The 25,065-nt window shown below is 36.5% G+C and carries 22 protein-coding genes; 14 read left to right on the top strand and 8 right to left on the bottom strand.

Going from position 1 to position 25,065, the window contains the following annotated elements:
• The first annotated feature begins 29 nt into the window (after positions 1-29).
• The 3 genes from MM213_RS05125 to MM213_RS05115 all read left to right on the top strand — a co-directional run bounded on the left by MM213_RS05125 (position 30) and on the right by MM213_RS05115 (position 3,331).
• Positions 30-581 (top strand): hypothetical protein, encoded by a 552-nt coding sequence (locus MM213_RS05125; RefSeq protein ID WP_241410397.1) that lies wholly within the window; start codon positions 30-32, stop codon positions 579-581.
• Between the two features lie 76 nt (positions 582-657).
• Entirely contained in the window at positions 658-1,746 is a 1,089-nt protein-coding gene (locus MM213_RS05120) for a PAS domain-containing sensor histidine kinase (RefSeq protein WP_241410396.1), read from the top strand.
• 157 nt (positions 1,747-1,903) lie between these two features.
• Positions 1,904-3,331, top strand: a complete 1,428-nt coding sequence (locus MM213_RS05115) for an SLC13 family permease (RefSeq protein ID WP_241410395.1) — start codon at positions 1,904-1,906, stop codon at positions 3,329-3,331.
• 34 nt (positions 3,332-3,365) lie between these two features.
• On the opposite strand, the gene MM213_RS05110 is transcribed toward MM213_RS05115, so the two are convergent.
• The 5 genes from MM213_RS05110 to tilS form a co-directional block, all read right to left on the bottom strand.
• Positions 3,366-5,021: a mechanosensitive ion channel family protein gene (locus MM213_RS05110; RefSeq protein ID WP_241410394.1), complete on the bottom strand. Its 1,656-nt coding sequence runs from the start codon at positions 5,019-5,021 to the stop codon at positions 3,366-3,368.
• A 44-nt stretch (positions 5,022-5,065) separates the two neighbouring features.
• Complete coding sequence (locus MM213_RS05105) at positions 5,066-7,789, bottom strand: hypothetical protein (protein WP_241410393.1); 2,724 nt, start codon at positions 7,787-7,789, stop codon at positions 5,066-5,068.
• A 250-nt stretch (positions 7,790-8,039) separates the two neighbouring features.
• On the bottom strand, positions 8,040-8,978 hold the full coding sequence (gene mdh / locus MM213_RS05100) for a malate dehydrogenase (RefSeq protein ID WP_241410392.1): 939 nt from the start codon (positions 8,976-8,978) through the stop codon (positions 8,040-8,042).
• 142 nt (positions 8,979-9,120) lie between these two features.
• The gene (locus MM213_RS05095) at positions 9,121-9,639 is read right to left on the bottom strand and encodes a Crp/Fnr family transcriptional regulator (protein ID WP_241410391.1); all 519 of its coding nucleotides are present in this window, start codon (positions 9,637-9,639) and stop codon (positions 9,121-9,123) included.
• A 3-nt stretch (positions 9,640-9,642) separates the two neighbouring features.
• Positions 9,643-10,917: a tRNA lysidine(34) synthetase TilS gene (gene tilS, locus MM213_RS05090; RefSeq protein WP_241410390.1), complete on the bottom strand. Its 1,275-nt coding sequence runs from the start codon at positions 10,915-10,917 to the stop codon at positions 9,643-9,645.
• A 91-nt stretch (positions 10,918-11,008) separates the two neighbouring features.
• On the opposite strand from tilS, the gene MM213_RS05085 reads away from it, so the two are divergent.
• The 11 genes from MM213_RS05085 (at position 11,009) to MM213_RS05035 (ending at position 21,521) form a co-directional block, all read left to right on the top strand.
• Positions 11,009-12,634, top strand: a complete 1,626-nt coding sequence (locus tag MM213_RS05085; protein ID WP_241410389.1) for an OstA-like protein — start codon at positions 11,009-11,011, stop codon at positions 12,632-12,634.
• A 181-nt stretch (positions 12,635-12,815) separates the two neighbouring features.
• Positions 12,816-13,526 carry a T9SS type A sorting domain-containing protein gene (locus MM213_RS05080; RefSeq protein ID WP_241410388.1) on the top strand — a complete coding sequence of 237 codons (711 nt, stop codon included), beginning with the start codon at positions 12,816-12,818 and terminating at the stop codon, positions 13,524-13,526.
• Positions 13,527-13,601: 75 nt separating this feature from the next.
• Positions 13,602-14,540, top strand: a complete 939-nt coding sequence (locus MM213_RS05075) for an outer membrane protein assembly factor BamD (protein ID WP_241410387.1) — start codon at positions 13,602-13,604, stop codon at positions 14,538-14,540.
• 9 nt (positions 14,541-14,549) lie between these two features.
• Positions 14,550-14,864 (top strand): DNA-directed RNA polymerase subunit omega, encoded by a 315-nt coding sequence (locus MM213_RS05070; RefSeq protein WP_241410386.1) that lies wholly within the window; start codon positions 14,550-14,552, stop codon positions 14,862-14,864.
• Positions 14,864-16,072 (top strand): bifunctional phosphopantothenoylcysteine decarboxylase/phosphopantothenate--cysteine ligase CoaBC, encoded by a 1,209-nt coding sequence (gene coaBC, locus MM213_RS05065; protein ID WP_241410385.1) that lies wholly within the window; start codon positions 14,864-14,866, stop codon positions 16,070-16,072. Before MM213_RS05070 ends, coaBC begins: the two co-directional genes overlap by 1 nt.
• 180 nt (positions 16,073-16,252) lie before the next feature.
• Positions 16,253-17,155 carry a type IX secretion system protein PorD gene (gene porD / locus MM213_RS05060; protein ID WP_241410384.1) on the top strand — a complete coding sequence of 301 codons (903 nt, stop codon included), beginning with the start codon at positions 16,253-16,255 and terminating at the stop codon, positions 17,153-17,155.
• A 42-nt stretch (positions 17,156-17,197) separates the two neighbouring features.
• Positions 17,198-18,850, top strand: a complete 1,653-nt coding sequence (recN, locus tag MM213_RS05055) for a DNA repair protein RecN (RefSeq protein WP_241410383.1) — start codon at positions 17,198-17,200, stop codon at positions 18,848-18,850.
• Positions 18,851-18,963: 113 nt separating this feature from the next.
• Complete coding sequence (locus tag MM213_RS05050) at positions 18,964-19,779, top strand: enoyl-ACP reductase FabI (RefSeq protein WP_241410382.1); 816 nt, start codon at positions 18,964-18,966, stop codon at positions 19,777-19,779.
• Positions 19,780-20,070: 291 nt separating this feature from the next.
• The gene (locus tag MM213_RS05045; protein ID WP_241410381.1) at positions 20,071-20,715 is read left to right on the top strand and encodes a DUF2911 domain-containing protein; all 645 of its coding nucleotides are present in this window, start codon (positions 20,071-20,073) and stop codon (positions 20,713-20,715) included.
• A 294-nt stretch (positions 20,716-21,009) separates the two neighbouring features.
• Positions 21,010-21,240, top strand: a complete 231-nt coding sequence (locus tag MM213_RS05040; RefSeq protein ID WP_241410380.1) for a hypothetical protein — start codon at positions 21,010-21,012, stop codon at positions 21,238-21,240.
• The gene (locus MM213_RS05035) at positions 21,237-21,521 is read left to right on the top strand and encodes a type II toxin-antitoxin system RelE/ParE family toxin (protein ID WP_241410379.1); all 285 of its coding nucleotides are present in this window, start codon (positions 21,237-21,239) and stop codon (positions 21,519-21,521) included. The genes MM213_RS05040 and MM213_RS05035 overlap by 4 nt, the downstream gene beginning before the upstream one ends.
• Here the strand turns inward: MM213_RS05035 and truA are convergent.
• From truA to MM213_RS05020, 3 genes are all read right to left on the bottom strand, one after another.
• Complete coding sequence (truA, locus tag MM213_RS05030) at positions 21,518-22,300, bottom strand: tRNA pseudouridine(38-40) synthase TruA (protein WP_241410378.1); 783 nt, start codon at positions 22,298-22,300, stop codon at positions 21,518-21,520. The two genes, MM213_RS05035 and truA, sit on opposite strands and share 4 nt — an antisense overlap.
• A 62-nt stretch (positions 22,301-22,362) precedes the next feature.
• Positions 22,363-23,763 (bottom strand): TlpA family protein disulfide reductase, encoded by a 1,401-nt coding sequence (locus MM213_RS05025; protein ID WP_241410377.1) that lies wholly within the window; start codon positions 23,761-23,763, stop codon positions 22,363-22,365.
• A 10-nt stretch (positions 23,764-23,773) separates the two neighbouring features.
• Positions 23,774-25,063 carry a carboxypeptidase-like regulatory domain-containing protein gene (locus tag MM213_RS05020; protein ID WP_241410376.1) on the bottom strand — a complete coding sequence of 430 codons (1,290 nt, stop codon included), beginning with the start codon at positions 25,061-25,063 and terminating at the stop codon, positions 23,774-23,776.
• Between the last annotated feature and the right edge of the window lie 2 nt (positions 25,064-25,065).

The following is a 25,065-nucleotide window of genomic DNA, read 5'->3' as shown; positions in this document are numbered from 1 at the left end:
ATTCTTTAACTATTTAAACTTAACTTTTTATGATTATCACAAATTTTGATTTTGAACTCATTGAAAAAAAGGCTAGAAAAAAAGCCTCAGAAATGATAAAAAATGGGCTTTATTCCCGATTTGGGTTGAGTGCAGGTGAAAGATTTAGCAAGGCTTTTCTTGGCTGCCTTGGTGAGCTTGCTTTTGCCCATTGGCTAGAACAAATGTCTGTCAAATACGAAATTGACACGAAGAGATTCGATAATAGGAATTCGGACGAATTTGATTTTCTGATCAATGGAAAAAAAATCGATGTGAAAGTTGCTTTGAAGTCAACAAGCAATCCCCCGAATGACAATTGGACTTATGGTTATCCACAGGAACAAAAACCTCAAAACAAAGATTTTGTCGTGATAGGCTGGATAGACAAAATCCGTCAAGAAGTTGGCTTCTATGGCTGGCTCTCTGGTCATCAAATTAGCAAATCTCCAATAGTCCTAAAGAATAGCTTCAAAGGCTATAGTTACAAAACACCAAACCATGAATTTCGGTGGGGATTGATGAATAAGAATTTTGAAAATTTACTTTTCAACTTAGAATAAAAAAATGCAAAGCCCTAAAATAAGATGTATGTTTGCATGTGTTACCAATAATCTGTAGTTAATAATTACCAAAACTATGATTAGAAAAGACCTAAACCCCGAAATTCTTAAAAAACTAGACTATTTTTTCGAAATTTCTCCCGATTTATTTTGTATAGCTGGTTATGATGGATTTTTCAAAAAAATAAACCCAGCTGTCAGCAAGCTTTTGGGATATGATGAAGAGACACTGTTTAACACACCGATCAACGATTTTGTACATCCCGAAGATCAAGAAATAACTGCAAAAGCTAGAAAAGAACTAATCAAAAGTAAGCCACTTTTAAATTTTGAAAATCGATACCTTACTAAAAATGGGGAGGTCGTGTGGCTTTCATGGACTTCTATGTTTTTGGAAAAAGACAGGTTGGTCTTTGCCATTGCAAAGGACATCACGTACAAGAAAAAGCTGGAGGCAGAAAGAAATCAATTGCTCTCCAATCTTATCATGATCAATAAAGAAATGGAAAATTTGACATATAGAACCACACATGATTTGAGGTCTCCCGTCAATAATTTCATGGCTATTTTGAATTTAATAGACAAGTCAAAAATCAATGATCAAGAAAATCTTGAATTACTAGGGTTTCTTGAAGAATCGACAGAAAATTTAAAAAGCAAACTTGACAGTTATGTTGATTTGTTAAGTAAAAAAGGCTCTAATGAATTCAATCTAGAGCCTGTGAATTTCGAAGATGTTTTGAAGGAAGTAAAAAGCTCTATACAGTCATTAATAAAATCCTCTTCTACGACCATTGACGCTGACTTTTCCCCAATAGAAACAGTGATGTTCAATAGAGAGTACATGGTAAGTGTCTTTTTGAATCTGATAACTAATTCCATTCGCTACGCACAACCAGGCCACCCCCCTATCATTCAAATACGAATCCAAAAAATAAATAACACCCCTATACTAACTGTAGAGGATAATGGGATAGGATTTGATATGAACAAAGTGAAAGATAAGATTTTCGGTCTCAATCAAAAATTTCATTTTCATGAAGAAAGCAAAGGAATAGGCTTATATTTAATATACAATCAAATTAAAAAACTCCATGGTAATATCGAAGTAGAAAGTGAAGTCAATAAAGGGACAAAATTCACCATCACATTTATGCCAGCTTGACCTGTTAAATCTAAACTTGTATTTCTTACTCAAGACTAAATCTTAAACATTCGATCACTTAACTTTATGTTGTTATTACTTTGATGTTTTAGCAGTATATAGTTTTTGACGCATTCAATTGCAATTTCCATTCTTAGTAAAAATTGATAAAACCACTATGGATTATAATGATTCTCGACAAGCTGCCATAAGACTTTATCGCAAACTGAATCTAGGCTGGATTTTCAACACCTCTACTTTCACAGGAAACTTTATTCTAGCTCTAGTAATTGGCTATTTTTTCAATAAACTCGGGTATGCTGACGATGCCAACTATGTGTTTTTCCTATCAATTTTGGCTATAGGACTTTGGATTACCGAAGCTATTCCACCATTTGCTGTTGGTATATTCATTATTGCAGGACTACTTTTAGGTTTTGGAACGGATTTTATCCTTGAAGATCATAGGACACCGGTAGAGATGTACCTAGGCACATGGACTAGTAATGTGATTTGGTTGCTTTTGGGTGGTTTTTTCCTTGCTGAAGCGATGTCCCAAGTAGGTCTTGACAAGTCGCTTTTTCGATTTACTTTAAAAAAATTCGGAAGCAAACCCGACCGATTGTTGATGGGATTGATGTTTACTACCGCTATCGGAAGTATGGTCATGTCAAATACAGCTACTACTGCCATGATGATCTCTTCTGTCCTTCCCTTGGCTAATCTGATGGGCAAAAGCTCCACTTATACGAAAGCACTTTTGGTAGGTATTCCTGCGGCTGCTACTTTGGGTGGAATGGGAACGATCATCGGAAGTACACCAAATGCTATTGCAGTTGGTGCATTGCAGGAGAAAGGTATAAATATAACATTTATAGAATGGATGATTTTTGGGCTTCCTACAGCTCTATTAGCTACATACATATTCTGGAAATTCCTTTCAAAATCACTCAAAATCAAAGACATCAATTTGGACTTGGAAAAACTTACACAAACTGACACCAAAGTCAAAGGGTTCAAAAAGAATGCAGTTCTATTTACATTGATTGTCACCATCATTGCTTGGCTAACTGAGCCAATTCACCACATCCCTATAGCTGCCACGTCTGCTATTCCGATCGTACTTCTCACACTATTTCAAATCATTGTTGCAGAAGATGTGAGAAGGTTACCTTGGGACACATTGATGCTTGTCGCGGGTGGATTGGCACTTGGAATAGCCATGGTCGATGTGGGATTGACTGATATTATCATGGAGAAAATCGAGAAATTACCCATTCCAATGTTTGGTGTGGGAATTGTATTTGCAATTATTGCCGTCTTGATTTCCAACATCATGAGCAATACAGCAGCAGCAGCAATCTTGGTACCTTTAGGATTGGCTCTTCCTGGGATTTGGGGATTTGCTACGCCTTTGATTGTAGCGATGAGCTGTTCTTGTGCGCTTTTGCTTCCAGTATCTACACCTTCCAATGCCATTGCTTATTCTACAGGAATGATAGAGCAAAAGAACTTTCGAAGCGGGGGCTTATTGATGATTGTTCTTGGCCCCATCCTCGCTTTTGTGTCGGTGATGATCTATAGCTTGATCTTTGGAAATGTTTAGATTAAAGTAGAAATTGACAAACAAATGCTTTTGATCAATCCTTTTTATTCAATTCCTTTGAAACAAACTCTTGCAATTTGGCTTGATAAGATTTCGCATCAGGACTATATTCAGGAACAAGTGTTTTCTTCTCAGGAAAGCTCTCCATGTGCAAAGTCTGCGTAGGAAATGCAAAACGTACATCTAATTGATTAGCCAACGAGACGATAGAAATCAGCAACTCATGTCTCGATCTCAATTCCTCGGTCCAGTTTGGCACTTCGAAAAAGACGTAAAACATAATATCCTGACTATAAGCAGAAAGGTTGTTGAAATAGATGTTGTAATAATCTTTTCTGGTATCAGGATGTGATTCCACTATTTTTCTCAAACCCTGAACAAAAGCCTCTACCAAATGAGGTGGAGTATCATAAGTAATGGTCAGAGTAGTGTAAAATCTTCTATATTGCCTTAGTCCGTGGTTGTCTATAGTTGCATCAGCGATTTTTCCATTGGGAATATACATGACTGAATTCCTGAATGTCCTGATTCTCGTAGATCTAAAACCTACCTCCTCGACAGTCCCATCCACATCTCCACTCGTGATCCAATCTCCAACCTGAAAAGGCTTATCGATAAAAATCATAATCGACCCAAAGAAATTCTTTATCGTATCTTGAGCAGCTAGGGCAAATGCCAAACCACCAATAGAAAGTCCTGTCAAAAAGGGAACAATATCAACTTGCAGGCCTTCTTTCAACACATACAGTGTACCCACTATCACCACAAATGCCTTGAGTGTCTTCCTCAATAATGGTACTAGCTGGTCATCTAGAGTGGATTCTGTCTTTTCTGCCAGCTTGGCAAAATACATAGAAACGATATCGACAATTTTATAAAAGACAATCGTGACTACAAAAGGCTTGGCTGCATTGAGCAATAAGAGGATCCAAGACACGATTTCGATTGGAAGTTGAAGAATCCTGATAAATATCGTGGTAAGGATGATGATCAAATAGATACTTATGACCTTTGCAACTGGCAAAAGGTAGGTCTCGCCCACATAGCCGTATCCAAATTTCTCCAACGCATAGAGCAATCCCTTATCCAAAACCAATGTGATGACTTTATGCGAAAGGAATAAAAGCAAAATCAAGATAAATAACCCTGCCAACTGCCAAAAATGAAGCCCCAAATAAACTTCATTCCCAAGTTTTGGAAGTGTGTTCAATAGCTTATCAGTGCCGTAAGGATAGGTTTCTTTATGAAGACTTTGGATTTGATCTACAGTAAATGCACTGAATTTCCATTCTTCATTTTGCTTTTCAAGATACACGCCAGGCAAAATCCTAGTATCAAAAAAATATCTTGACTGATTATTGTGTAGAGAGTCTATGTAATTTGGATCATTTGGGATCTCGTTAATCCTCACATACACACCGTTTCCATCAAAAATCTGCTTTAGTTGTATTGCAAGTCTTTTTGATTCTTCTAATGATTGACCTGTAGTCCTCAATACTTCCGAGGCTGTTTCTGGGTCATAGTTATCTTCCCGAAGATTATAAAAAAATGTAAGCGTAGCGGAATAAGGAGAGTTGAGACTGTGAAGCTCCGCTGGGTCAACTGGTATGTGGTTTTCATCCAATATTACCTGAGCAGAAAGTGTGGAAAAGAATGTGAATGAAAGTAATAAGATTAAAGTAAAGCGCATTTTTGTAAACATTTCGATTTATTTCAGCCACAAAGGTACGAAACCTAAATTGGCAACCTGTATTCTACAAATTCATTTTCTGAAATAGCATAGATCCTGTATTCATTTTGGCTACTTGAATACTTCACTTCAATCTGGTTTTTGGTACTTATAGGAAGTGTATTCAACAGCTCGCCATTGAGACTAAAAAGGTAAGTAAATTGCTGGGTTGGGTCAATTACTACAAAAATATTCTTGTCGGAACCAAAGGAAAAAAACTGAAATTCTAATTCCTCAGACAGAATATTATAAGAAAACAACTCCTCATATTCTGCATTCATGATTGAAATTTTATTGAATTCATGAACTACAAAAACAAATCTATCTTCTTTCTGATCTTTGATCAAATAAAACTGACTCTCCCTATCTGGCCTCATCAATTGATTGCGATATCCCATTTCCCCTTTGAAGTTGACATTGACTACCTCTCCGTCTTCTGTAACCGTGACCAACCTACTCGAAGAAGCACTACCTCTCTGAATAATGATATAATCAGAGCGTACGGAGCCCCCTATCTTTATTGGTGAATCAAGTACTTTCTCGCCTCTTCTATTGAAAAAATAAAGATCACCTTGTTCATTCAAAGCCAACATCATGTCTCCTGCACCTGCTATTCTATGATGAGCAGGTTTAACTACTAAATTGGAAGAGATCACCTGTGGATTCCAACCATCTAATGCATCCCCATTTTTGTTGATTAAATACAACTCAGCCTGATCTGTACCGACAAAGAGCCTATAATCTTTATTGTTATCATAATCAACCAAATTCAAATGTGTAATATTTCGCCCTGGAATCTCAAGAGGATAACCTGGCAATACACCTCCAAGTCTGTCAATGATATATATCATTTTTTGAGTTGCGAAAAGTAACTGTAACTTTCCGTTTTTATAAAAATCAATTTGGAAAATGTCAGAAGTGATTACCCCATCCAATGCTTGTGAAAACACAATCTCTCCCTCTCCCGTGAGTAAATGAACGAGATTATTTTCATCTTGGACTACAAACTCAGAGCTTCGATCATTAAAATTCTGGATAGATTTTGGTCCATAAATCAAATTATCACGAAACCTCACAACTTTGTTTTCAGTCAGCACCACACCACTAACCGACTTTATTGGCCTCAAAGAATAGGAGAAATCAATATCTGTTTTATGTAGATCTTCATTTTCCAAAACACCAATAGACAATATATCAAGAGATTTTAGCTGAGGAGCATATTTCTGCAGAAATACTTTCCAATTTGGTGAACTCACATTCTCCAAACTACTCCAAATTCGTGGCACATTAACCACAAAATCAAACCCAGATGCGTTATTCAAAGTACTGGCAATTCGCTTCTGCTGCAGACTTTTTCCCCAAGTATTGTCAGCCGCTATATCATCAAGAAAAACCCTGAGTGATTTCACACTATTGGCAAACACAAGCATCCCATTAAATCCTGTAATATATGTCTCTGAAAAACCCCTGAATTTTCCATCAAACAAATGTGCGGGAAAATCTTCTGTGGCAACGACAAATATTTCCTTCCCTTGATAAATATCCAGCAAATCCGAGGGAAACTCTTCGTTTCCAACACCCGCATTAAAGTTTTTCAAAAGACTAAGCTGAGAATCAAGATCAGAGGTTTGGATAAGGATGATCCTATCTTCTTCTTGGTTCACTGGAGTTTCAAAAATCATAAATGTAAGATCCCCCGTCAGTCTCTTCAAAAAATCCTTTTGGATAAGATTTTTCTCAATTTCTCCAGAGACTGTGGATTTCGGCTGAAAATCTTCATTGATAAATGCTGATAGTTGCGCAGCGTTTTGCAAATTATACCTAAACAATACCGACGTACGATTAGGTATGAAATTAGAAACTTCTTTTACACCTCTATTTCCTTTCGTAAAGTCAATTTTTTGACCTTTTTGAAAAAAAGTAGCCCCTCTCAAAGAAATTTTCCCTTCAGAAAAATTCAGTTCAAAGTTACCAGAAAGTCCGTTTGTTGCAAATTGCTTGATTAAATTCAAATCCTCTTTTCTACTAACCACTGTAGCCATTTTGGATAGACCAGAACTTGTCAGCCTAAACACTCCCAGACCTTTTGACGATGGCAACTCCTCAAACAACACCTTATTTGAAGATTTGAAATTTGGTTCGCTAGAATTTTGATGAAGTCTTATTGCCTCCTCAACAAGAAAAGAAGTATAACTCGCCACAATGATATTACCTATCTTCGCATAGGTTAGATTCCTTTCCAAATTCACATTTTGCAACTCATAAACTGGTATTTGGCTGTAATTTCTTTTTGTAATTTGCGATAAATCAGGAAGATTTTTTTCTAAAGAAGAGATAAAATCCTGATCTGACCTATTTTTAAATGATATGGTGAACAAAAAATCAAACTCGTCTTTTCCTACAGCGTGCAATGAAACCACAAATTGATTCCCCTTTAAAGAACGATCTAGATTACCCGATCTTCCTACAAGACTATCTAAGGAGACTAGTTGGTTTTCAGCATTATTGACAGAAGGCAACTCTGTCAACCTATTCCAAATCGGTTGACTTACCAATTGATTCCAAGCCAAAACTGGCTCTTGTGTCTCAAATACAAAAATCGCATCCGGTGAAACTATTTCAAGTGCGTTTTTTTCACCTTTCCAATATGAACTATGGTAGAAAAAGTATCCTCCAACCAAAAAGGAGACTACCAATAAAGAAACTAAGATTTGCTTTACTATTCGCACTGATTCGGTGTTTTTTTTTTATATAATCGTTATCAAAAGCTAATTGAAGCTTACTTTGACCAAGAGGCATATTTTATTCAGAAATAAATACGTAAGCTTATTCAAAAAGAACTAAAGAGGTCTCAAAATATTTTTAAAATTAGAGTATCAACCTTAGAAATTGCTGGCGGCAATTAAATTTCAATTCTTTATAAAACCTAAAAATCCCGATCAATAAACCGGGATTTTTAAGATAAATTACTTTAAATTACTATTTGCTTGACAATTTGTCCAAGACGCTCATCACTTCTTTGACATGTCCTCTAGAAACTTCAAGAAGTTCTTTTTCTTCAGCATTTAGATCCAATTCGATTACTTTTTCTACACCGTTCTTTCCTAAGATTACAGGTACTCCCAAGTAACAATCGTCGATACCATATTCACCTTCCAATTTGATACAAACTGGGAATACTCTTCTTTGGTTTTTCAAAATCGCTTCTACCATCTGAGCAGCAGCAGATCCTGGTGCATACCAAGCTGAAGTACCCATCAATTTCACCAATTCACCACCACCGAATTTTGTTCTCTCGATGATCGCATCCAAAGTGTCTTTGGCGATCAATTCTGTAACAGGGATACCAGCAACAGTAGTGTATCTTGGAAGAGGAACCATCGTGTCACCATGTCCACCCATAAGGATCGCTTGGATTTCTTTTGGAGAAATGTTCAACTCTTCAGCGATAAATGCTCTGTATCTAGCAGTATCCAAGATTCCAGCCATACCGATCACCTTCGCTCTTGGAAGCTTGGAAGTGATATGCGCTTGATAAGTCATTACATCCAATGGATTGGAAACTACGATAATGATTGCATTTGGTGAGAATTTGATAACGTTCTCAGTTACTGATTTTACGATTCCTGCATTGGTTTCGATCAAATCATCCCTTGTCATTCCTGGTTTTCTTGGAAGACCCGAAGTGATCACAACTACATCAGAATCAGCTGTTTTAGAATAATCATTGGTACTTCCGACAGTTCTGCTGTCATACTGATTGATTGGAGCTTTTTGCCAGATATCCAAAGCCTTGCCTTCAGCCACACCTTCTTTGATGTCCACTAATACAATTTCTTCGGCAATCTCTCTGTATGCCAATACGTCAGCACAAGTTGCCCCTACGTTACCAGCTCCAACTACGGTTACTTTAGCCATGATTTATATGTTTTTTATTAAGTTTTAATGATTTATTCAAAAGTCCCGCTAAGTTATTAAACAATGACTGTTAATGAAAAAATAAACCATAACTTATCTAAATAATTTTGGTAAACAAGCATACATGAGAAATCCCCAATGCTCATTCTTCAAACATTTGTGCCAAATTGAAAAATCCAAACGAACTCTGATAGGATCTAAATAATTTCTGATTGTTTTGGTTATAAAACTCAGCCAAAGAAGTCATCATTTTAGCTTTGATCTTTGGGTTAGCTTCAAAAATCTCTTGGACAGAAAAGTGCGGGATAACCATGATTTCAGCTTCTTCCGAATCCACAATTGCTGTGTAGATCCTTTTTGCATTTTCCATCAGGGAGTTTTCTCCAAAAGCCCCACCTTTGCCTACTTCCAGAATAGTTTCAAAACTATCCATAATATCAATAGTCAAGCGAACATTCCCTCTTCTCAAAATATAAAGCGCCTGACTCGGGTCGTTTCTAAAAAAAACCACTTCATCTTTTACATACTTTCTATTGTGGATAGTAGGTAGAAACTTTGCCATCTCGGAGTTTTTCAGACGTTCAAAAAATTTGACTTCTGACAAAAACTCGAAAACGGCTAGCTCTGAGGCAGTAAATGTCTTGGAGAATGGATTGATCATGACTTATCTTTTTTTGAAATATAATACTTTTTTGGTGTTGACATCAAATTTGAAGTTCTCACTCACTCTGAGTCCTATTACCCAAACTATCTCCCCTTTCGAACATAGTACCGAAACTGATTTCTTTTTGATAATAGGAACTTTCAGGTCAATCAAAAGGTCAGACACTTTCTTTTCATTTTTCATGCCAAGTGGAACAAACCTGTCCCCCAATTCCCAATTTCTAATAGTAAGCGGAAATTCCAGCTTATCAAAATCCAGCATGGCATTTTCAGGATTTTTATCTACATCAAATGGCATCTCTAATTGCAAAATATCATATTTCGAAAATTGGGTTTTCATGGAAATTGAAGTCGCCTCCAGAGTCAATTCATTTTGTTCAAAATTATTCTCTCCCAAAATGACCATATCCCGATCTACATTGACCATGTATTTCCCAGCATAGAAAATTTTGCCAGAACCCCCACTCGAAATTGCCCCTATTATGTCCACTACATCTGAATAGCCAAAACCAAAATCGCGAAGCCAATAATAAACCATGGAATTTTTCCCCGGAAGGGAATTCAACGCCGAAACCTTCAAATATTGAAACTCTCCCTCTTCTGTAATGTGTTCCGATTTCCAAGTCATAAACAAGTGAAAGAAAGCTTTTCCGGTATCTTTCAGCCTTTGGAAACTATCATCAAGGGTCGTCAATGCATCAGGAAAACCTTGAAGTATATTTGGAATGACATCATTTCTCAAGAAATTTCTCTTATAGACATTCTTTTGGTTGCTGCTATCTATCCTCCAATGAAGCTTATGATCCACCATGTACGTTTCGATCTCATTTCTCTTGAATGGCAACATTGGTCTTATCAGGTAATCCCGCTTTTCTGCCATTCCGTACACACCTTCTATTCCTGTCCCGCGAAGCAGATTGAGTAAGATCGTTTCCAATTGATCTTCAAAATGATGTGCTACAATTACTCCTGCATATTGGTCTTCCTTTACCAATTTGGCAAACCATTCGTAACGGAGATCTCTCGCTACCATTTGGATTGATTTCCCCTGGATTTCAAAATCTTCAGGGTTTGCTTTGTTGATAAAAAGTGAAACATCCCAAAATTTCGCCATTTCCCTAACGAACAATTCGTCGCCATCGCTTTCCTCATTTCTAAGTCCATAATTGAAATGTGCCAAAGAAAACTTCACTCCCGCAGCATGCAGCAAATGCCCCAAGCAGACGCTATCAACCCCACCACTGATGGCTAATAAATAGTGTTCATTTAAATCCAAAAGATTTTTTGTCCGTATATGTTGGATAAATCGATCAACCATAACCCAAAAATACCATTTTTGCTTAATTTTGTAGCCGAATACTAATCAAATGATCAAAAACAGCGCTTTTCTTTTCTTCTTTATTTTCACATTCTCACATTTCTCTATAGCTCAGGAAGATACCATGTTGGAAATCCAAAAAGCCGACAGACTTATTGGTAGCTCAGGATTCCAGCGATTATTGGGAAATGCTGTTATGAGACACCAGAATTCTCTGATTTATTGCGATTCCGCATATTTTTACGAAGAAGAGAATATGGCTAAGCTTTTTGGAAATGTCCGAATAGTCGATCAAAAAGATCCAGTCACGACCACAAGCAGATATGCTGAGTACGATGGAAATACCAGAATCGCAAAATTGAGGAACAAAGTGGTTTTCAAGAATGAATCAACCACTCTCTACACAGATTTCTTGGATTACAACCGAGAAACTGGCGTTGCAAATTATTTCAACGATGGGAAAGTTGTAGACAGCACCAATGTACTCACAAGTCTCAATGGAGTGTATGAAACAACAATAGAAAAAATTACATTTACTGAAAACGTCGTCTTAGTAAATCCAGATTATACACTCAAGACAAATTTCCTTATCTACCTTACAATTCCTAAAACCGCAGAAACAGTAGGTCTTACCAATATTGTCTCTGCTGAAGGAAACAAACTCAACGCACAACGAGGAAGTTACTACGACACTGAAAACAAACTGTTTAGATTTTATGATGGTGAAGTAGAGACAGAAACATCCTTGGTCTATGCCCAAAATTTATTTTATGACGAAAACCAACAGTATTATGAAGGCCGGGGTGATGTAAGTGTGTATAACAAAGAAAGGGATATTGAGATATTTGGTGAAGAAGGGAAATATTGGGAAGACAGAAAATACAGTAAGGTCTATGGAAATGCATTGGTCCAGAAATACTTCGAGGCCGATACCATGTTCATGATTTCTGACACCTTAATATCCCAGGATAGTGAACTGGAAACAGAACGCTTTTTACAAGCCTTTTACAATGTGAGAATGATCAAATCTGAACTTGCTGGCAGGGCTGATTCACTGACATATATTTACTCAGACTCCACGATCCACCTTTACCAAGATCCAGTGATCTGGAATAATAAAAGTCAGATTACAGCTGACAGTATCAGCATTTTGATAGCCAATGAAGAATTGGATAGAGTTTACCTCAATCATAAAGCCTTCAATGTGACCAAAGATACCTTAGGTAATTTCAACCAATTGAAAGGAAGAAAAATGATTGGGACATTTGAAGAAGGCGAGATCAAAAGATTGGATGTCAATGGAAATGGAGAATCCCTCTACTTTAACCTTCTTAATGACAGCACACTAAGAGGGGTAAATAAGAATATTTGTGCCAATATCATCATGTTTTTTCAAGAAGGGAATGTCAATAAGATCAACTATCTGATAAAACCCGAGGGGAAATTTACACCACCCCATTTACTGAAGGAAGAAGACAAAAAATTAGATGGGCTAGTTTGGAGAGAGGAAGAGAAACCTGACATGGAAACAATCTATGCTTGGAGAAAACCTAAAAGTAGAAAAAGGTTTGAAGAAAATCTTTTTAATATTCCTGAATTAATTATTCCGATACCCACAGATGAAGAAATACAGAAATCCATTGATAAAAGAATGAAATCAGCTAATAATCAATAGATTCTGTTGTAATTTACCTTAAGGAAAAAGTAAAACGTCATTTTTTGAAAAAAATTTCATTTAGCTTAACAAAATTTAACCCATAAACCTTTCGAAGCTGAAACCATTTAGGTAATTTTATAGTATTATAACATGACTGCTTACCAAATATTTATATCGCTTATTGATTTAAAAAATCTACATGAAATCCTTTTTACTGATATGCGCATGCTTAATCTTGCTGCTTCCAATAAGTTTGGATGCGCAGGTTCGTGTTTTGTCAGAAAATATTGAGTTTGTAGGTAAAATTGGTGATTCCCAAAGGAAGTCATTAATCATTCAAAATGACAGCGATCAATCAAAGGAATATAATTTGAAATTTTTGAGAGGAAACATCGGGACATCCCAAAAAGTCAAACTGTGCATAGGTGACGTTTGCTTTGACCCAAAGAAAGATATTTCAAAGGTCAGGCTAAAGTTAAAACCTAATGAAATATTTACAGATCTTTATTTAGAATTCGACTATGGTATAGTTGAAACTAGAGGAAATTTCGAGTTTCATTTTGTCAACCCAGAGAATAATCGTGATCTATTTGTGATAGATGCCATTTATAATGTCACTAATCCTAATAGAGAGGGAAGTGATGTAGATCACAAAGACATCTCCATCGGAAGTGTCTATCCAAATCCGAGCAATAGAATTGCGCAATTAGATTACAGTTTTAAGAACTCAAGAGCCACTGCAAAAATCAGTGTAAACAGTTTTATCGGCAATCCAGTAGCCGAATACAGGCTTGATCCAAGACAAAAAACATTAGTAATGAATGTAGAAGGCCTCAGACCTGGGGTCTATTTATACACTTTAGTGGTGGACAACAAAAATATAATCACCAAAAAATTCGTTGTCGAATAGAAAGCCATTTCACTTAGCAGTTCATACTAAGTTTGATACAAAGTAATATTCCATTATATTTGCACTCTGAAAATTATGAAAAAATCCCTTAGCTATATTTTACCTTTCCTAATACTAATACTACTATCCTCTTGTGGCAAGTTTTACAAGCTGGAAAAAAGTACAAATTGGGAAGAATTATATAATGCAGCAAACACTTACTACGAGTCTGGAGAGTATAATAAATCAATCATTCTTTATGACAAAGTACTACCGGTAATTCGGGGAAGTGAAAGAGCAGAAACTGCAGATTTCAATTATGCATATGCTCATTTTAGGACAAAAAGATATATTGAAGCTGCTGGATATTTCAATACTTTCTATCAGACATATAATAGAAGCCCGATGGCGGAAGAAGCGATGTTTATGAATGCTTATTCGCTATACTTGGACTCCCCAGATTACAATTTAGATCAAAAAAGCAGTAAAGATGCTGTCAATGCAATCCAGCTTTTTATCAATAAATTCCCAGAGTCAGACTCTTATGAAAGAGCAATGGCAATGATTGATGATTTGCAGAAAAGATTCGAGGAGAAAGCGTATCAAGAATCAACAATGTATCTAAGGTTAACTGAAGGTCTATACCCAGGTGATTTTTATAAAGCATGCATCATAAACTTCCAAAATTTCGCAAAAAACTATCCTGACAGCAAGTATAACGAAGAACTAGCATATAGACTGGTAGAAGTATCTGCAGCGTATAGTGAGAGGAGTGTTTTTGATAAAAAAGAAGATCGTTTGAAACAAGCTTTGGCTTTTGCCGAACAATTCAAAAGAAAATATCCAAACAGTAAATACTTAGGTAAAGTTGATGTAGCGGTATTAAAAACCACTAAAGAGTATGACAACCATTTGGTCTTGAAAAAAGATTACGAGGAAAGATTGGCCAAAGCCAAGCTTGAGGAGCAACAGAGAGTTGTCTCCCCCGAAGGTGAGTCTGTTATCACAATCCCAATTACAGAAAACAATAATTAATAAATAAACATGGCAGTTAATCCATCTATCATTACTAGAGATTTAGACAAAATCGCAGCGCCAACTGGCAATCTTTATGAGTCTATACATGTTATTGGTCAGAGAGCAAAGCAGATTTCTTCTACAATGAAGGAAGAGTTGAATAGTAAACTTTCCGAGTTTGCCTCTACAGTTGATAATCTTGAAGAAGTATTTGAAAACAAAGAACAAATCGAAATATCAAAGTTCTATGAGAGAATGCCTAAGCCATCAACATTGGCAATGGAAGAATTCGTAGAAGGTAAAATCTACTCTCGTCATCCAGACCTTGATATAGAAGAATAATGAATTTAAATGGTAAACGGATCCTATTGGGTATAACAGGCAGTATTGCTGCTTACAAAAGTGCTCATTTGACTCGTTTATTGATAAAAGAAGGGGCAGAGGTACAAGTCATCATGAGTACCTCTGCTCTTGATTTTATCACCCCATTGACTTTAGCTACCCTTTCCAAAAACCCTGTACACTACAAATTTCACTCTGAAAATGATGGTGTTTGGACTAATCACGTGGAATTGGGACTTTGGGCAGATTTATTTTTAATAGCCCCTATTTCCGCTAATACACTTGCCAAATTCGCAAACGGTATTTGTGACAATTTACTTACAGCCACTTACCTCTCAGCCCGTTGCCCAGTCATGATCGCTCCAGCTATGGATTTAGACATGTACCAACATCCTTCTGTTAGAGCCAATTTAAAGTCATTAATTAGTTTTGGAAACATTATCCTTGATGCTGAGGACGGTGAGTTAGCAAGTGGACTATCTGGCCAAGGTCGATTGATGGAACCTGAGCATATTCTGGAAAGAGTTATTTCCCATTTTTCAGGTACAAAACTTTTTCAAGGCAAAAAAATCCTAATCACCTCTGGCCCAACACAGGAAGCAATAGACCCTGTACGCTTTATAAGCAACCATTCTAGTGGTAAAATGGGAGCTGCGCTAGCCAACTCTTTTGCAGATCAAGGCGCAGATGTATTGGTCATCCTCGGCCATGGTGCCGTAAAACCCCAAGGTAGCAATATCCAAATCATAGAAGTAAAAAGCGCTTTGGAAATGTATGAAGTTGTCAAAGAGCATCATCATAAAATGGATATTTGTGTTTTTGCCGCAGCTGTAGCTGACTATGCTCCGAAAAATGTCGCAAAAGAAAAAATCAAAAAAGCTGAAGAGGGAATGACCATAGCGCTAGTCAAAAATATAGATATCGCCGGGACTTTAGGCCAAGAAAAAAAACCACATCAGATCCATGTCGGTTTTGCGCTGGAAACAGAAAATGAAGCTTTCCATGCAAAAGAGAAATTGATGAAGAAAAACTTTGACTTGATTGTATTAAACTCCATGAAAGAAGCTGGAGCTGGATTTCAATTGGATACAAACAAAGTTACTTTATTTTCGAAAAATGGAAATGAACTTACTTCCGAAATTTTGCCCAAAGCTCAAATTGCCCAGTTGATATTACAGGAAATTAAAAAACTTCCTGTAGAAATTTAGTCCGAAGATTTTCAGCATCATTATCATTAGTGGAATTCATATGATTTAAATCCGTGAATAATCATGAATTATCAAGATTCAACTAGTTAGAGATCTCTATGGTAAAAGATATACATAATGACTTTTGTCAAAGAATCATGTATATGTAAAACATATTTTTATCGTTAACTTTATATCAATATGAGAAAAATTATTTCACTTACACTTCTTTACCTTTTGCCTTTTTTTGGAATTTCCCAAGAATTGAATTTTCAAGTAATTATCAATTCTGATAGGGCAAGAACTCAAGAAAAGGATGTTTTTGAAGATATGAAATCTACATTTGAACAATTTCTAAATAGCAGAAATTGGACGAATGATGAATTCCGACCACTAGAAAGAATCAAAGGGAGCATGTTGATCACGATAAATGACATGCCTCAGGTTGGTTTTTACAATGCTACTGTTCAAGTACAGGTAGTACGACCAATATATGGCACCAATTACGAAAGTATGATTTTCAACTTTATTGATAGAAATTGGACATTTGAATTTCTACAAAACCAACCTTTGGAATTCAATCGCTTTTCTTACCTCAACAACATCAGTTCACTCCTAGCATACTATGCATATATGGCACTGGGAACTGACTATGATAGTTTTACCTTACGTGGAGGAGACCCTTATTTCGAAATCGCCAACGCTATCGTCAACAATGCCCAGCAATCCAACCGTCCTGGGTGGAACCAGAGTACAAACGAAAGAAGGAATCGCTATTGGTTGATCAATGACATTTACACTTCCTCCGTATTTGCTCAAATCAGGGAAGCAAACTATCTATACCACCGCAAAGGAATGGATCTTCTGAACAAAGACCCAGAGGAAGCATTCAAAAATATGCTAGAAGCCATCAAAAAATTGGAAGAGGCAAATACAGCACAGCCTAACAGCATTTTTACTATCTCCTTTATCGATGCAAAAGGAGATGAAATAAGCAAAATATTCAAAAAAGCACCACTGGAAATTCGAACAGAGGCAGTAGAATTATTGTTGAAAGTAGATCCAACAAATTCCAGAAAATACAATGACCTGCTGAGAGGTTAAGATCATTTTGTTAGATTTGCATTCTTAAAACACACCAAATTCATGCTCAAAACCCTTAGCATCGCAAATTACGCTTTGATTCAATCACTAGAAATGGAGCCGTGCGCTTCCCTGAATATGATCACAGGTGAGACAGGTGCCGGTAAATCTATTATGCTTGGAGCAGTGGGGCTTCTTCTCGGAAATAGGGCTGATACGAAAGCACTTTTTGATGAAGAAAAAAAATGCATCGTTGAGGGTGTTTTTGATATAAAAAATTACCACCTCAAAGGTTTTTTCGAAGAAGAAGATTTGGATTTCGAAGAGGTCTGTATCATCCGTAGGGAAATTAGCCCAAATGGAAAATCCCGGGCATTTATCAATGATTCACCAGTCAGATTAGAAATCCTCAAAGAATTGGGGAAATCCCTGATGGATGTCCATTCTCAGCATGACACACTCCAGCTGGGTGAAGGCGAGTATCAGTTGGATTTGATCGATGCATTTACCAAATCACAAAGTGAACTTAATGCATATTCCAGTGCATTCCAAGACTATCAGAAAGCTAAGAAATCTTATGAAAAACTTGCTGAACAAGCCCTAGACTTGAAAAAGGAAGCTGACTTCAATCAATTTCAGCTTCAAGAACTCAGCTCACTTTCACTCAAAGAAGGAGAGCAGGAAGAACTTGAAAGCGATCAAGAGATTCTCGAAAATGCCGAGGAAATAAAGAGCAAGATCCAAGAAATCCTCGTTCAACTCCAAGATGAGCAATTTGGAGGATTGAACATCCTTGGACAAGCAAATACTGGAATTCAGCAATTAGGAAGGTTTGCCCATAAGTATGAATCTTTCAAAGAACGCTTTCAAAGTGTCTTGATCGAACTGAAAGACATTGCTGAAAGTCTTGAAGATGAAGATAGCAAAGTAGAGGTTGATTTTGAGAAATTGGAAACGACAAGGGAGCGCTTGAGCAAAATCTATCAGCTACAACAAAAACATGGCTTGGAATCGGTAGAAGATTTGATGGCTTTGGAAAAGGAATTGGCTGAAAAAGCTTTTCAAATCGAAAACCTCGACGAGCAGTTGGAGGATTTGAAGATTGAAATGAATACAGCTTACAAAGCTTTGATAGAGAAAGGTGAGCTCCTAAGCAAAAAGAGGAAAGCTGGTTTTCAGGCCTTCTCAAAAGAACTTATTTCACTTTTGGTACAACTTGGAATGGAAAATGCCCAAGTTGAGTTTTCTCATCAAACAATCTCACCAAGCAAAAGAGGAATTGATCAATTAGACCTGCTCTTTTCGGCTAATAAAGGAGTAAAACCACAAGCCCTGAAGCAAGTGGCTTCAGGAGGTGAATTTTCAAGATTGATCTTTGCCATTAAGTATATCATGGCAGACAAGATGGCCTTGCCAACCTTGATTTTTGATGAAATAGATACAGGAGTATCGGGTGAAGTTGCTTTGCAAATGGTCAGAATGATGCAGGAAATTGCAAAAAACCATCAAGTTATCTGTATCAGTCATTTGCCACAAGTAGCTGCAAAAGGAGATCAACATTATTTTGTCTACAAAGACAACAGCACAGAAAGAACGATTTCGAAAATCCGCTTACTGGAAAGCAATGACAGAATCACAGAAATCGCAAAAATGATTGCTGGATCCAACCCTTCCGAAAGCGCGTACGAAAGTGCACGGGAGTTGCTCAAAAATTAATTATAAGGGCTACTGATCAGTCTCTGGGCATCTATTCAGCTACATCACATCGATCGTCTCGATTTTTTCCGTATTTTTACCCCTTCAAATTTGAACTAATAAACGAAAATATTATGCCTGAGAATCTACTAAAAGGAAAAGTCGGTATCATCACCGGTGCATTGGATGAGAATTCAATTGCTTGGAAGACAGCTATCAAAGCCCATGAACAAGGAGCAAAATTCGTATTGACAAACGCGCCTATCGCCATGAGAATGGGAGCGATCAATGAATTGGCTCAGGAATGTGGAACGATTGTGATTCCTGCAGATGCTACTTCTTTGGAAGATATTGAAAAACTTTATACTGAGGCAAAGGAATATTTAGGTGGGAATTTTGACTTTTTGCTCCACTCTATTGGTATGTCACCAAACATCAGAAAAGGCAGGTCTTATGGTGACCTAAACTATGATTGGGCTAACAAATCTTATGATGTTTCCGCTATTTCTTTCCACAAGATGATGCAAGTATCTGAGAAAATGGATGTGATGAACGAATGGGGATCCATTATGGGTCTTTCTTACATCGCAGCACAGAGAGTGTATCCTTTCTACACAGATATGGCAGATGCCAAGGCACTTTTGGAAAGTATCGCAAGAGGATACGGCTACAGATATGGTAAATTGAAAAAAGTAAGAGTCAATACTATTTCTCAGTCACCTACCAAAACTACAGCGGGAACTGGCATCGGAGGTTTTGATACTTTCTACAACTTCGCAGACAAGATGTCTCCACTAGGGAATGCATCAGCAGAAGCTTGTGCTGACTATATTATCACCATGTTCTCAGACTTCACCAGATACGTGACCATGCAGAACCTATTCCACGATGGAGGATACTCTACAACAGGAATTTCTGAGGAATTGATGGAAGGGTTGACGGGAGAGTGAGGTAGAAGATTGTTGTAAGGTTTAAAAGTTACAAAATTGTAAAGTTGGCTTGCGCAAGATTGGGAGAGTTTGTCCGAGATAACTGAATTGGAAAAACTTGTTCAATGTGGTGGACAGGAATTTATAAATAGAGAAATTTATTAAAGAAGCCTTGCCTTTCCTGTTTTGAGTTAAATCTTTCGTTTAGATTTCTGATTTACTACGTATTTCTAATATATCGCCGAACCTGCCTGCCGCAGGTAGGGGCATATTTCTACCATATATCGTAAAGCATATATCATTTAAAGTAACATGAAAAATACGTTATTAGCATTGTTATCTGCCACCTTGTTATTCTCTTGTGGTGGTGAAAATAAGCAAGAAAACATCGAAGTTCCTGTCGAAGCAGGATCGGAAGAGCTTTCGAATTTGGAAAAAGAACATTTGCTCGAAAGGGCAAGCTATGCTGACAGTGTGAATGCTGGCTTGGCAGAAGATACCTTCAAAGGAAGTGCAAGAAGAGAAGCATCTGGTTCTTTTGGTGACGCTATAGTTACAGTCAATTATGGTTCTCCTGGAAAAAGAGGCCGTGTGATCTGGAATGGGTTGGTTTCTTATGATCAAGTATGGGTCAGTGGTTCGCACTGGGCCACAGCAGTGACATTTTCAGAAGATGTAGTAATCAATGAAGTCGAAGTTGCCGCAGGAATGTATGGATTCTTTACCATACCAGGCAGAGAAGAATGGACCTTAATATTAAACAAAAATTATGACCAACACCTTGCTGATGCTTACGAGGAATCAGAAGATGTAGTTAGAGTAAATGTAAAGCCAGTCGAACTTGATCAAGAAGTACAGAGATTGACTTATGGGGTAGAAAAAGTTTCAGATACTGAAGGAGCAATCTCCCTCAGTTGGGATCAAATTAAAGTTAGCATGCCATTCATTATCAAATAAATCAGAAAGCTGTCCGAAAGGGCAGCTTTTTTTTGAATCATCTAAATCAATTGGATTCAGAACTGGGGGGCGTAGCCCATATATCTTTGTAGAAAAATTGAATTCAGGTGAAACAGGGAGTGTACCCCTGTAATCTATTCATTGCTAAAGAATTATTATTTGATTGACCAAAAAGATGTCAGGGCTACGCATCTTCAATGATTTAAATTACATTCGCTTTTCTACGAAGATCACAAGGCGGAAGCCCCTTTTTAGTAGCTTTTCTTATTTGGAGAAATAATTGTAAATTTAAACATGGATAAATTACTGAAATATACACTTATAGAAAAAATCATGTCAACTGATAATGAACAAGTTTTAAGTCAGATTAGAGACCTACTTTTTAAAGATGAAGAAGATTTTTGGTACTCTTTAGATGATGAAACCAAAACCTCCATTAAACGAGGAGTAAATGATTACGAACAAGGAAAGGTAAGACCCCATAATGTAGTCATGGAACAACTTAAAGCAAAATATAAAAAATGAATTACAAAGTAGTCTGGACAGAGGAAGCAGAAATTAGCTTATCAGAAGTTATTGATTACTTAGACAAAAAGTGGTATCAAAAACAAGTTCTAACTTTTTTAGAAAAATTAAATACAACAGTTTCAATTTTAAGAGAAACACCCTTGATTTATCCAGAATTCGGCCCGTTAAAAGTTCGACGAGCTTTAATTAACAAACAGACAAGTCTATTTTTAAAAATTGAAAAAGAAGATATAATAATACTCAGTGTAAGAGACAATAAAAGAAGTCCAAGATTTTAAGATCCAAACTCCACATCATGCAATACTAATCCATTGGCAGGAACTTTTCCACTCAATGGACTTGTCTCTTGGCTTTTTAAGGCTTCTTCAATATCCCCTTTGTTAATAATTCCTTTTCCTATTTCCAGTAAACTCCCCATTATCAGTCTGACTTGATGCATCAGAAAACCTTTTCCTTTCACCCGATAGCAATATCTCTTTAGCTGTGTTCCATCCGTCAAAATCAGTTTGTCTTCTAATATCTCTGATTCAAAAATCTGTCTGCGGTAGTTATCAGATTGCTTTTGCTTCGCACAGAATCTTCGGAAATCATGCTCCCCAACAAAAATATCAGCAGCAGCTTTCATCGAATCAATATCGAATTCCCCTGAAAAGTATGTCAAATTCCCTGCTGCAAAAGGGTGAAACTTCTCACCTGTTGAAAAGTAGAATCGATATTCTTTCGCAATAACATCTTGGATGATATTGAAATCTAAGGAAACTCGCTTTCCTTCCAAAAGCCTGATGTCATCAGGTAAGTTTTCATTGACTTGGTGGATAAATAAGGCCAGTTCGATATCTGCGGTATTGAACAATTCAAAAGCTCCTCGATGACAGGAAACACCTGAGTCTGTTCTACCTGCACTTAGAATAGTAAAATCTTCATGACCCAAAACATACCTAACCACCTTTTCCAATTTCCCTTGGATCGTTTTCAAACCAGGCTGCTTCTGCCAGCCGTGAAAGCGAAGGCCCAGGTATTGGATATAAAAAAGGTAAGTGAAGGGTTTGTTTTGCATGGAGATTGATTTGACATCGAAAATACGGAAACCAAAAGTTTAAAATCTGAGTAATTGAAGATTTATTCTTTATGCTCACTTATAAATCTCTCAAGTACTTCTTTTTTATCTGGTTTTGGAGCATTAGGATGAATAAAATTACCTTCCTTATCAAAAATAAGATAGCGCGGGATAGAATGTAATTGTATGCCTTTTAGAAAAACTGATTCTTCCCTATTTGTAATCAGAAAGCTCTGATTTGGAATATTGATATCATACTTTTGAACGGCGTCCTTCCATAAGTTTTGATTTTCATCTATGGATAAATAAAGGACTTCTAAGTCATTGTGTTTTTCATTTAGGGCAAGTGACGCTGGAAATGACCGAATACACGGAATACACCAAGCAGCCCAAAAATCAATGTAAAGATATTTACCGCTTTTTTGAGCGAGTAAATCTGCAAATTCGAAAATATTACCGAATTCATCTTCCAATAGGATATCACGTATCAATGAATTTGTTGACCGAGTATTATATTCCAAAATCGAAAACCATGAAGACTTAACATCATCTCTATATTGAGCAATTAATTGCTCACTTTCTTCAAAAGAAAGTCGGAATATCTGCCTTTCTAAATACTTGAATAGCAAAATCTTTCCAAATTGACCCTTAAACAAATTCTCCACATCCACGTTTTCATCTGAAAAACCATCTAATCTATCGAGAACCAAATCCGCAAATTCCATTTGATATAGGTTGCTGTAATCAGAAATTTCCAAAATTACATTAGACAGATCAGTCAAAGAAAGTGAATCTTTTTTTGGATCGAACAAGGCGAGTTTATTTCGTTCAAATTCAGTTTTGTTCATGAAATAGTCTGCTGCTTTTTCCGGAATAGCCTCAAGCTGAAGCAAAGAATCCAACCATGCTTTTTCCAATGAAAGTTTATCAAGTGCCTTCGATTTGGTAGCATTCAAATCTCTCCTGAAGTCAACCATTGGATTTCCTTTACTCATATTCCAGATCAAATAGAAATCTTGATACCCTGTATATCGGGATTGAAATAGCGCTTTGTTTCTTAAGGATTCAAAATTAATTTCATGCGCTTTCGTCTTGCGGTTTACTACTTCAAACCAAGGCATTTTATCTTTTACCTTAATCAATACTGAATCTCCTTTTTGGAACAAATAAGAAAAATCGATGGACGATTTATCCCTGTAATTGATTTCTAAAGTTGGGTTTGCAGTTGGGATATGAAAAGAGAAATTATCGCTTGATAAAAAGAGTGATGCTACAAATACCTCATTTTCCACATATTTCAACCCTGCATTTTGATAGTGAAGATAGTCGAGTGTCAGACTGTCCTCGATCATAAAATATACCGATTCGATTTCCAAATGATCGTTCTCCTCAATTTCCTTAGACCCACAAGACCAAAAAGCTATAAAAAACATCAGAAAAACAAAGCTGGGAATTCTTACCATAGTGTATAAGTTATCTATTTTTTGAATTTTCTTCGAATTGTTTTTCTAAGCTTTTGAAACGCTCAAGACTTTTTTTAACAGATGGATCAAGTGGATGCTTTTTGATTAATTCATACCTTTCCCAAAAATCTTTATCATAGTCAAAACTCCTAGTTTCTATCCGAAAATCTCTATCCAATACATCGCGTGGACGAATTTTTTGTAGGTTTTCTGTCTGTACATCATCAAACCAAAATGTATGTATATCCACCTGATGACTTCCAATATCTCTATTGATAAAACGCATCATTCTGTATTCAACTTTCTCTGGATAATATACTCCCTTCACTTCCTTGTATTTCATGTAATGCTGAACATAAAATTCAATTTTACCAAAACCATTAGAAGTTAACTGAAATTCCTCTATTGCAAAATTTCTACTATTAATCTTGATAAAACTGTCTCCTTTTGGTGGATCTGTATTACCAAAGGCAATATGAAAGATAGTATCCTGCCCATGGATCTCTGTACCAACCAAGCTATGATAAACAGGGAATCTTGAAGAGCCGAAAAATGCAACTTTGTAATTCTCTTTTGATAACATTGAATTGGGAGAGCGTGCATATCTGATAATGTTGCTTTCAAATCCCTCATTGATCATAGAATTTGCTCGCATCCTTTCTACTTGCTTGGCAATATGTTCACTCAGCCTCTGAAAAGATTGGATCAAAACAGAATCAACATCACCCAGCTCATCACTTTGTCTAAGGGCTTCAATTTTTATTTTCGAATGGTAGATATCCCTTTTGTAATCATAGTCCTCGACCAATACAGCGGCCTCCACCAATTTGGTGTATTCATTGTAATCTGTGGATACCCTTCTGTATAGAGCATTGAGCTGATGTTTTTTTGTAGGATAGTTATTGGGAATATTTTCGATGACTTTGGTAAAAAACTCCTCAAACAAAGATTCATCAGGTTGAACCACCACCTCTTGAAGACTTATATCCACTTGATTAAGAGATATTTGATTTATTTTTTGATTCAAATTAGAAAGCGGAATTTGCTTTTTTTGATAACCCAACAAAGAAATTACAAGCGTATCAGTCCTAAATAAATTTGGATAATTGAGATCAAATTCTCCACTGTTGCTTGACAAAATGCTGAATTCACTATGATTTTTTAGATAAATAAAAGTATTAGGCAATGGATCCTGATTTTTAGCATCAATGACAATCCCTTTTATATTTACATTTTTGCCCTTTTGAGCAAAAGTCGGAAAGCTTAGAAATAATAGAAACGTAAATATTCTGTATTTCATAA

The sequence above is a fragment of the Belliella alkalica genome, from assembly GCF_022549785.1.
Classification (GTDB): domain Bacteria; phylum Bacteroidota; class Bacteroidia; order Cytophagales; family Cyclobacteriaceae; genus Belliella; species Belliella alkalica.
This window is presented reverse-complemented; position numbering and strand designations above follow the sequence as displayed.